At 58.9% G+C, this 9702-nt stretch carries 10 protein-coding genes; 3 read left to right on the forward strand and 7 right to left on the reverse strand.

Annotation, left to right across the window (positions count from 1 at the left end):
- Positions 1 to 117: 117 nt before the first annotated feature.
- The 5 genes from QMX91_RS25440 to hemJ form a co-directional block, all read right to left on the reverse strand.
- Complete coding sequence (locus QMX91_RS25440; protein ID WP_003228789.1) at positions 118 to 456, reverse strand: histidine triad nucleotide-binding protein; 339 nt, start codon at positions 454 to 456, stop codon at positions 118 to 120.
- 80 nt (positions 457 to 536) lie between these two features.
- Positions 537 to 1325: an SDR family oxidoreductase gene (locus tag QMX91_RS25445; RefSeq protein ID WP_098965888.1), complete on the reverse strand. Its 789-nt coding sequence runs from the start codon at positions 1323 to 1325 to the stop codon at positions 537 to 539.
- Positions 1326 to 1386: 61 nt separating this feature from the next.
- The gene (locus tag QMX91_RS25450; protein WP_282413554.1) at positions 1387 to 2334 is read right to left on the reverse strand and encodes a DUF805 domain-containing protein; all 948 of its coding nucleotides are present in this window, start codon (positions 2332 to 2334) and stop codon (positions 1387 to 1389) included.
- A gap of 79 nt (positions 2335 to 2413) precedes the next feature.
- The gene (locus tag QMX91_RS25455; RefSeq protein WP_282413555.1) at positions 2414 to 3382 is read right to left on the reverse strand and encodes a nitronate monooxygenase family protein; all 969 of its coding nucleotides are present in this window, start codon (positions 3380 to 3382) and stop codon (positions 2414 to 2416) included.
- Between the two features lie 34 nt (positions 3383 to 3416).
- Complete coding sequence (gene hemJ / locus QMX91_RS25460; protein WP_210556569.1) at positions 3417 to 3845, reverse strand: protoporphyrinogen oxidase HemJ; 429 nt, start codon at positions 3843 to 3845, stop codon at positions 3417 to 3419.
- 135 nt (positions 3846 to 3980) lie between these two features.
- Here hemJ and argC point away from each other — a divergent pair, with 135 nt between their 5' ends.
- Positions 3981 to 5015, forward strand: coding sequence for an N-acetyl-gamma-glutamyl-phosphate reductase (argC, locus tag QMX91_RS25465; protein ID WP_210556571.1), 1035 nt, complete (start codon positions 3981 to 3983; stop codon positions 5013 to 5015).
- 168 nt (positions 5016 to 5183) lie between these two features.
- Positions 5184 to 5534 carry an iron-sulfur cluster insertion protein ErpA gene (gene erpA / locus QMX91_RS25470; RefSeq protein WP_003228776.1) on the forward strand — a complete coding sequence of 117 codons (351 nt, stop codon included), beginning with the start codon at positions 5184 to 5186 and terminating at the stop codon, positions 5532 to 5534.
- Positions 5535 to 5609: 75 nt separating this feature from the next.
- On the opposite strand, the gene QMX91_RS25475 is transcribed toward erpA, so the two are convergent.
- Positions 5610 to 6701, reverse strand: a complete 1092-nt coding sequence (locus QMX91_RS25475) for an anhydro-N-acetylmuramic acid kinase (RefSeq protein WP_098965878.1) — start codon at positions 6699 to 6701, stop codon at positions 5610 to 5612.
- Positions 6702 to 6704: 3 nt separating this feature from the next.
- A complete protein-coding gene (locus QMX91_RS25480; RefSeq protein ID WP_098965877.1) occupies positions 6705 to 8129 on the reverse strand; it encodes a peptidoglycan DD-metalloendopeptidase family protein in 1425 nt (474 codons plus the stop codon).
- 212 nt (positions 8130 to 8341) lie between these two features.
- Between QMX91_RS25480 and tyrS the strand changes: the two genes are divergently transcribed.
- Positions 8342 to 9541 (forward strand): tyrosine--tRNA ligase, encoded by a 1200-nt coding sequence (gene tyrS / locus QMX91_RS25485; protein ID WP_098965875.1) that lies wholly within the window; start codon positions 8342 to 8344, stop codon positions 9539 to 9541.
- Positions 9542 to 9702: the final 161 nt, after the last annotated feature.

A 9702-nucleotide genomic window follows, 5' to 3' on the forward strand; every position in this document is an offset into this window, starting at 1 on the left:
GTCATGCTTTTGGTGGGAGCGGGCTTGCTCGCGAAGGCGTCCGCACCTTCAGAATATCAATGTCAGACACTCCGCTTTCGCGAGCAAGCCCGCTCCTACAGGGGCGGATGCAGTGAATCAGCCCGGCGGCCAGTTCATCTGGCGCTGACCAAGTACGTGCATATGAATGTGATAGACGGTCTGGCCACCTTTTTCATTGCAGTTCATCACCACCCGGAAGCCTTCCTCGCAGCCCAGCTCCAGCGCCAGACGCTGGGCAGTGAACAGAATGTGCCCGGCCAGTGCCTTGTCGTCTTCGGTCAGGTCGTTGAGGGTGCGCACCGGTTTCTTCGGGATCACCAGAAAATGCACCGGTGCCTGAGGGGCGATGTCGTGGAACGCCAGAACCTGGTCGTCCTCGTAAATGATCTTGGCCGGGATCTCCCGGTTGATGATCTTGGTGAACAGAGTATCCACTGCTGTTTTCTCCGTTGTGGGGGCTGGCCTGAGTGTACTCATGGGAAATGACCGCGCCCAGTGTTTTGCCGTAGGACAGTTCAGCGCGGGCAGTAAGCCTTGTTGACCATGCCGACGATGGTGCGATTGAGCCAGCGCGAGCCGAGGCGTGGCAGGAAGGCCAGCCAGCGGTTGCGTCGTCCCGGAATGATGATGGCGCGGTTTTTCTCCAGTGCACGCACGGTGTACAGCGCGACTTCCTCGGGACTCATCAGCAGTTTGCTGTCCTTGAGTTTGTCGCTGTTGAGCTGCGCGGTGCGGAAGAATGCGGTGCGGGTCGGGCCGGGGCAAAGTACCGAGACTTTGACCGCGCTCTGTTTCAGTTCAACCCGCAGCGCTTCGGAGAAGTGCAATACGTAAGCCTTGCTGGCGTAGTAAGTGCTCATCCACGGGCCGGGATTGAACGCCGCCACCGAGGCGACGTTGAGGATCTGTCCGCCGCCCTGCAGCGCCATGCTGTTGCCAATGGCGTGGCACAGGCGGGTGAGGGCGAGGATGTTGACTTCGATCAGGTCCTGCTCGGTCATCCAGTCTTGGGCGAGGAACGGGCCGCAGGTGCCGATGCCGGCGCAATTGACCAGCAGATCGATCTGCCGGTCGCCTTCTTCCAGTTCCAGCAGGAAGCCGGACAAGCGCAATGGCTCGCCCAGGTCGCAGGCGCGGAACAACACCTCCACGCCAAAGCGCTGGGTCAGTTCGATCGCGATACTTTCCAGCTGATCACGCTGGCGGGCCACCAGAATCAGGCTGCGGCCGCGCCGGGCCAGCGCTTCAGCCAGGGCCAGGCCGATGCCGCTGGAGGCGCCAGTGATCAGAGCGTAACGGGTCATGCAATTCTCCATCGCAACAGCTCCGCGCCAGCGACGCAGGTGTCACGGCGGGGAGCGTTGTTCATTCTTTCGCAGAGTCTACAGGGGCCGGGGCCGCTTCGGCTGCATCGTCCACGGAATTCGCCGGTTCAGTCTCGACCTCGACTTCATCGGTGGTGACCGAGCCGCTTTCGTAGCTGCTCTCAAGGTTGCTTTCGTATTCCTGCTGGATCGCCGAGATACCGCCGAGCATGCCGCCGGCAAATACCAGGGCGAAGAACACGATCCACAACGAGCACAGCACTTTGACCGCGGTGCTGTTGGGTGGCGGTGGCGGGCCGTAGCGGTTGGCGCCGGTGTTGCCCGGCACGACCATGATCACCAGCGGGAAGAAGCTGCCCACGAACGGCACCAGGTTCAGCAGCCACAGCCAGCCGGACCAGCCGATATCGTGCAGGCGCTGTACGCTGAACAGAATGCTGACAATGATGAAGCCGAGGAACAGGAAGAACGCGAATATCCCGCCAATGATCAGGCCGGTGGTGGAGTCGCCACTGACCAGTCCGAGAGCGAGCAGGGCGAATATGCCCACGATCGGCAGGGTCACCAGGCTCAGTACCATCGTCCAGGCCAGAAACCGCAGGCGACCGATCCGGCCTTCGACGCTGAAGGGCTTGAGCACTGCGAATGCTGGCAGGTTTTCGCCGACATTGGCCCGAGGTGGCGCATAGGGTGATGCGGGTTCGTTGAAAGTCGCCGGTTGTTCATGCACGTCCGACAGACTCAGTTCGATCGCCGTTTCGCTTTCGATCCGGGCATCGATCCCGGTCTTGCTCAGTGCTTGCAGATAAGTCTGCGCATCGCTGTGGGTCAGGTCGCGTTTGAGGGCGACGGTGCTGCCGTTGAACAGGCGCTCGATGGCGGCAACATCGCTTTTGAACAGGGCCGCCAGATTGAGCTTGGCGGTGGTGAGATCGACGCCGGGCTGCAGAGCACCGTCGAAAACGATCTTGTAATGAGGTTCGCTCATGGTCGGGGCATCCTTGTCGCGAATCAATTGAAAGTCAGCAAGTGTAAGGCCAGTCGGTCGATCACTGGCCTGATTTTTCTCAGCGCGGCCAGCGTTTGGGCAATTGCGCCGCGCGTTCCTGCGCCTGACGATATTCCGCGTCGAGCCGGGCGATCAACTGATCCACACTCGGCAAGTCATTAATCTGGCCCACGCCCTGGCCGGCCGACCACACGGTCTTCCAGGCCTTGGCTTCATCGTTGATCGGTTTGAGCTTGTCACCGAAATTGACCTCGCCCTTGCCTTGCAGCGCGGCCATGTCGAAACCCGCCGCCTCCAGGCTTTGACGCATGAAGCTGGCCGGTACTCCGGAGACTGCAGGAGTATGAATGATGTCCGCCGCCTTGGCCGTCAGCAGCATGTCCTTATAGGCGTCAGGCGCATGACTTTCGGTGGTGCCGATAAATCGCGTACCGAAGTAGGCCAAATCCGCGCCGAGCAGCTGTGCGGCCAAAATCTCATGGCCGTGGTTAAGACATCCGGCAAGCAACAGGGTTTTATCGAAGAATTCACGGATCTCGGCGATCAGTGCAAACGGACTCCAGGTGCCGGCATGGCCGCCGGCGCCCGCCGCGACGGCGATCAAGCCGTCGACTCCGGCTTCGGCGGCTTTCTCGGCATGCCGGCGCGTGGTCACGTCGTGGAACACCAGTCCACCATAGCTGTGCACGGCATCGACCAGTTCCTTCACTGCGCCGAGGCTGGTGATGACAATCGGCACCTTGTGCTCGACGCAGATGTTCAGATCCGCCTGCAGGCGTGGATTGCTGTTGTGCACGATCAGGTTCACTGCATACGGCGCCGGGTTGTCCAGTGTCGCCAGGCCCGCTTCAATCTGCTCCAGCCAGGCCTTGAAGCCGCTGCTTTCACGCTGGTTCAGCGCCGGGAAGCTGCCAACCACGCCGTTACGGCAGCAGGCGAGCACCAGCTCCGGGTTGGAGATCAGGAACATCGGCGCCGCCACTACCGGCAAGCGCAGACGTTGTTCGAGCAGAGCGGGCAACGACATTGGAAATCCCCCGAGGTGTGATGCTGTTATGAAGTTAGAACGGCTTGACCACGACCAGAATTACGATAGCCAGCAATATCAGAACCGGCACTTCATTGAACCAGCGATAAAAGACATGGCTGCGGGTGTTCTCGCCACGGGCGAAGCGTTTTACCTGCGCGCCGCACATGTGGTGGTAGCCGATCAGCAGCACCACCAGGGTCAGCTTGGCGTGAATCCAGCCGCCCATGCTGAAGATGCCCGGATTGAGGTAGATCAGCCAGCCGCCGAAGATCAGCGTGGCGATCATCGCCGGGCCCATGATGCCGCGATACAGCTTGCGCTCCATGAGGCTGAAGCGTTCCTTGCTGATCGCGTCTTCACTTTGCGCGTGATAAACGAACAGCCGCGGCAAGTAGAACAGCCCGGCAAACCAGCACACGACACTGACGATGTGAAACGCTTTGATCCACAGATAGAACATTTTTGGTTATTCCCAGGTTCACGGTAGCCGGGATAGTAGAGGCTTGAGCGTCCGCACGTCACCTTGATGGTTGTCGCAGGGGCGCGCGGCCCCTATTATCGACGGCTTTCCAGTGGGTTCGTTGAGGGCAGGTTTATGGTCAAGGTCGGTATCGTCGGCGGCACGGGTTACACCGGTGTCGAACTGCTACGTCTGTTGGCACAGCATCCGCAGGCAGAAGTGGTGGTAATCACTTCCCGATCCGAGGCCGGTCTGGCCGTGGCTGACATGTACCCGAACCTGCGCGGCCACTACGACGGTCTGGCGTTCAGCGTGCCGGACATCAAAACCCTGGGTGCGTGCGACGTTGTGTTCTTCGCCACCCCGCACGGCGTTGCCCATGCGTTGGCCGGTGAACTGTTGGCGGTGGGCACCAAGGTCATCGACCTGTCAGCGGACTTCCGGTTGCAGGACGCTGAAGAATGGGCCAAATGGTACGGACAGCCACACGGTGCGCCGGCGTTGCTGGACGAGGCGGTCTACGGCCTGCCGGAAGTCAATCGCGAGCAGATCAAGAAGGCGCGTCTGATCGCCGTACCGGGTTGCTATCCAACCGCCACACAGTTGGGTTTCCTGCCGCTGCTTGAAGCGGGTCTGGCTGATACTTCGCGTCTGATCGCTGACTGCAAATCCGGCGTCAGCGGTGCTGGTCGCGGTGCTTCTGTAGGCTCGCTGTATTCCGAGACGTCGGAAAGCATGAAGGCTTATGCGGTGAAAGGTCACCGTCATCTGCCGGAAATTCGCCAGGGTCTGCGTCGCGCTGCCGGTAAGGATGTCGGTCTGACCTTCGTCCCGCACCTGACCCCGATGATTCGTGGCATTCATTCCACGCTCTACGCGACCGTGGTTGATCGTTCGGTGGATCTGCAGGCACTGTTCGAAAAGCGTTATGCCAACGAGCCGTTCGTCGACGTGATGCCGGCCGGCAGCCATCCGGAAACCCGCAGCGTGCGTGGCGCAAACGTCTGCCGCATCGCTGTACATCGTCCGCAGGATGGTGATCTGGTGGTGGTGCTGTCGGTGATAGACAACCTGGTCAAAGGCGCGTCGGGTCAGGCGGTGCAGAACATGAACATTCTGTTCGGCCTGGATGAGCGCTTCGGCCTGTCCCACGCAGGCATGCTGCCGTAACACGTTCGGTAACACAGCAAAAAGGCCCGTTAAACGGGCCTTTTTGCATTCTGGGCAGTTGGTCGGGTTTATTGATATACCGTAACAATAGTTGACCGATTTTCTAGGACAAGCGGATAATGCGCGTCATCACGCATTATGGCGGCGTAACGCCGGGAGATAGTCAGCATGAGCGTCGAATCCTTCACCCCCACGGCTTTGCAATTCACCCAAGGTGCTGCGCACAAGGTGAAGAGCCTGGTCGATGAAGAGGGGAATGATCGCTTGAAGCTGCGCGTATTCGTTACGGGCGGCGGTTGTTCGGGGTTTCAGTACGGCTTCACCTTCGATGAAGATGTGGCCGAGGACGACACCATCGTCGAGCGCGAAGGCGTGAGTCTGGTGGTCGATCCGATGAGTTTCCAGTACCTGGCGGGTGCCGAAGTGGACTATCAGGAAGGTCTGGAAGGTTCGCGCTTCGTGATCAAGAACCCGAACGCCACCACGACCTGTGGTTGCGGCTCTTCGTTCTCGATCTGATCGCACCTCGCTGCGCACAACAAAACGCCGCAGAGCCTTACGGTTCTGCGGCGTTTTTTGTTGCTGGCGTTTTATTCAGTTGGGATAGATGGCGCCGAGTACCCGCAGGCCTTTGGCGCCGGTGACGCTCGGGCGATTGGCGGCAATGCCTTCGAGGCAGCAATGGGCCAGCCAGGCGAAGGCCATTGCCTCGACCCAGTCCGGATCGACGCCGTGAGTGGCGGTGCTGGCGACGGTGGCGTTAGGCAGCAGGTCGGCAAGACGTTTCATCAGCGTAGCGTTGTGAGCGCCGCCGCCGCAGACCAACATTTCCCGCGTATCGGATTGAGCGCTTTGCAGCGACTCGACGATGGTCTGCGCCGTCAGTTCGAGCAGCGTTGCCTGAACGTTTTCAGCAGCGAAGCTCGGCAAACTTGAGAGGTGGTGCTCCAGCCACGGCAGGTTGAACACTTCCCGGCCAGTGCTCTTCGGGCCTTTGGTCACAAAGAACGGGTCGCCGAGCAGAGCTTTCAGCAAGACTGGCTCGACCGTGCCGGTGGCTGCCCACTGGCCGTTGCGATCATAGTTCTCGCCGCGTTGCTGATGAATCCAGGCATCCATCAGCACATTCCCAGGGCCGCAGTCGAAACCGGCTACAGGCCTGGTCGGTTCTATCAGACTGAGATTGCTGAAACCGCCGACATTCAGGACTGCGCGGTTGCCGTTACGCTCTTCGAACAAAGCCTCATGGAAGGCTGGCACCAGCGGCGCACCCTGACCGCCAGCAGCCACGTCGCGGCTGCGGAAGTCGCTAACCACGGTGATGCCGGTCAGCTCGGTCAGTAGTGCGGGATTGCCGATCTGCACTGTGAAGCCACGAGCGGGCTCATGGCGAATGGTCTGGCCATGGCTGCCGATTGCACGAATGGCTTCAGGCTTCAGTTGCTGCTGATCGAGGAGGGTATGGATGCCCTGGGCCGCTAGTTTTACCCAGTGCTGCTGGGCGATCGCCGAGCGGGCAATCTCGTCAGGGCCGCTGGCGCACAAGCCAAGCAGCTCGGCGCGCAGGGTTTCAGGCATGGGGATGTAAAGCGTGGCGATCAGTTTGATCGCCGAGGTCTGCTCGATCAGGGCGATGTCCAGCCCATCGAGACTGGTGCCGGACATCACGCCGATATAAAGAGCCATGGCTTAGCGCTTGCTCGAAGCCAGCATGGTGGCCTTCTCTTGATCCATGCGCGCCATCAGCGGCTGGCTCTGCGCAAGGAAACGTGCGCGCTCGGACTTGGCGATCGGATCTGCCATCGGCAGCTTCTGGCCCAGTGGGTCGACGTGAACACCGTTGACCTGGAACTCATAGTGCAAGTGCGGTCCAGTGGACAGGCCGGTGGTACCAATGTAACCGATCACTTGGCCCTGCTTGACGCTGCCGCCGGTTTTCACGCCTTTGGCGAAGCCTTGCATGTGGCCATACAGCGTGCGGTAGGTGTTGCCGTGCTGGATGATCACCGTGTTGCCGTAGCCACCGCGGCGACCAGCCAACAGCACTTTACCGTCACCGGCAGCCTTGATTGGCGTACCGCGTGGCGCTGCGTAATCGACGCCTTTGTGGGCGCGGATCTTGTTGAGGATCGGGTGTTTGCGGCCCATGGAGAATTTCGAACTGATGCGGGCGAAGTCCACCGGGGTACGGATGAACGCCTTACGCATGCTGTTGCCATCAGCGGTGTAATAGCTGCTGTTGCCTTGTTTGTTGGTGTAACGCACGGCGGTGTAGGTCTTGCCGCGGTTGGTGAAGCGTGCAGACAGAATCGGGCCGGTGCCCACTGCCTTGCCGTTGACCACTTTCTGCTCGTAGATCACGTCGAATTCGTCACCTTGACGGATGTCCTGAGCGAAGTCGACGTCGTAGCCGAAGACGCTGGCCATATCCATGGTCAGGCTATGGGACAGGCCTGCACGGGCAGCGGATTGTGACAGGGAGCTATTGATCACGCCGTGCACGTAAGCCGTGCGAACGGTCGGCTTGGCTGTTACGCGGTTGAATGCGTAGCCCTTGTCATTCTTGGTCAGGGTAATGGTTTCGACGTCGCTTACCTTGCTGTGCAGGCTGGTCAGTTGGCCTTCCGGGTTCAATTCGAACTCCAGCTTCTGGCCGTGCTTGAGCTGGCTGAACTGTTTGGCTTGTTTGTCGCTGGCCAGCACTTCGTGCACAGCAGCGGCTGGCAGACCGACTTTCTCGAACAATGTAGAGAGCGTATCGCCTTTGGAGACGACGACTTCGCGGTGCCCCGGGGCTTTTGATTTCTCTGCAGCCGGAGCTGGGGCAGGTGCGGCTTCAGCGGTTTTCGGGGTTTCTTCGGTGCTGTTTTCGATCTGGGCGAAAGGTGAGGCTGCTGGCTCATTTGTGGCTTGAATCGCGTCAGCAGCGTCTTGATCTTGTGTCAGTTGTTCAGCAGGACTTTCCAGTTCCAGGCTCAGGGTCGTCTTTTTTGCTTCAACATCACTGGAAGGAAATACCAGGAGCGCCAGGCTGAGAAGGGCGGCGATTCCACTTGCGGCAAGCAGGTGGGTCTTCGGGTAAAGCGGTGGCGCTTTAGACGGTTCAGTGGTCATAAGTAATTTTGACTTTGAAAAAAGATGAATTGGAAAAGATGCATGACATGATGAAGATGAAATAACTGTATAAAATATAACCAAATCATCCCCGAAGCAAGTCTACAGACACCCTGTCTGCAGATTGGTGTCCGTGCGCCGGGCAAAACTTGTAATTGGTGCACGATCTTGTATGGTTGGTTCCCTTTGAATCTGAGCCTTGCGGGTCTGTTATGAAGTCGGTTGAAGAGCAGCTAGCGCTGATTAAACGTGGTGCGGAAGAACTATTGGTCGAGTCCGAGCTGATCGAGAAGCTCAAGCGCGGCCAGCCGCTGCGTATCAAGGCTGGTTTCGATCCAACCGCCCCGGATCTGCACTTGGGTCACACCGTGCTTATTAATAAGCTGCGCCAGTTCCAGGAATTGGGGCATCAGGTGATCTTCCTGATTGGTGACTTCACCGGGATGATCGGTGATCCAAGCGGCAAGAGCGCTACGCGTCCTCCTTTGACTCGCGAGCAGGTTTTGGAAAACGCCGAGACCTACAAGTCTCAGGTGTTCAAGATTCTGGATCCGGCGAAAACCGAAGTTGCGTTCAACTCCACCTGGATGGATCAGATGGGGCCGGCGGACTTTATTCGTCTGACTTCGCAATACACTGTCGCGCGTATGCTTGAGCGTGATGACTTCGATAAGCGTTACACCACCAATCAGCCGATCGCTATTCATGAGTTCCTCTATCCGCTGGTTCAGGGTTATGACTCGGTTGCTCTGCGCGCGGATGTCGAACTGGGCGGTACCGATCAGAAGTTCAACTTGCTGATGGGGCGTGAGCTGCAGCGTGGTTATGGTCAGGAAGCTCAGTGCATTCTGACCATGCCGTTGCTCGAGGGCCTGGATGGCGTGAAGAAGATGTCCAAGTCGTTGGGCAACTACGTGGGTATCCAGGAAGCGCCAGGTGTGATGTACGGCAAGCTGGTTTCGATTCCGGATGCGCTGATGTGGCGTTACTTTGAGCTGCTCAGCTTCCGTTCGATGGATGAGATCGATGCCTTCCGTGCGGATGTAGAGGCAGGGGCTAACCCGCGCGATATCAAGATCAAGCTGGCAGAAGAGATTGTCGCTCGCTTCCACGGTGAGGAGGCTGCCGCCAATGCGCATCGCGCTGCTGGTAACCGTATGAAGGATGGTGAGCTGCCGGATGATCTGCCGGAGATCGAACTGGTCTCTGCTGAAGATATGCCGATTGCGGCCGTCCTTAATAAGGCAGGGCTGGTGAAGAACTCGGCGGCTGCGCGTGATTTGTTGGCTTCCGGTGGTGTGCGTGTGGATGGTGAGGTGGTTGATCGCTCCTTTATATATGTGCTGGGCGCGACCCACGTTTGCCAGGCGGGCAAGAAGGCATTTGCACGCATCACGTTGAAATCTGAATAAAGTTGGATTTAGGGGTTGACGGCGAATTTTAGAAGTCTATAATTCGCCCCACTTCCGGCGCAGTCGAAACGGAAAACTCCTTGAGATTCAATGAGTTACGCAGTTTTCGGCAGCGGCTCGCTTCAGTTCATCGAAGCCTGGAAGGAGTTGAAAGAGCGGTG

This window comes from Pseudomonas sp. PS01299 (genome assembly GCF_029960145.1).
Classification (GTDB): Bacteria; Pseudomonadota; Gammaproteobacteria; order Pseudomonadales; family Pseudomonadaceae; genus Aquipseudomonas; species Aquipseudomonas putida_A.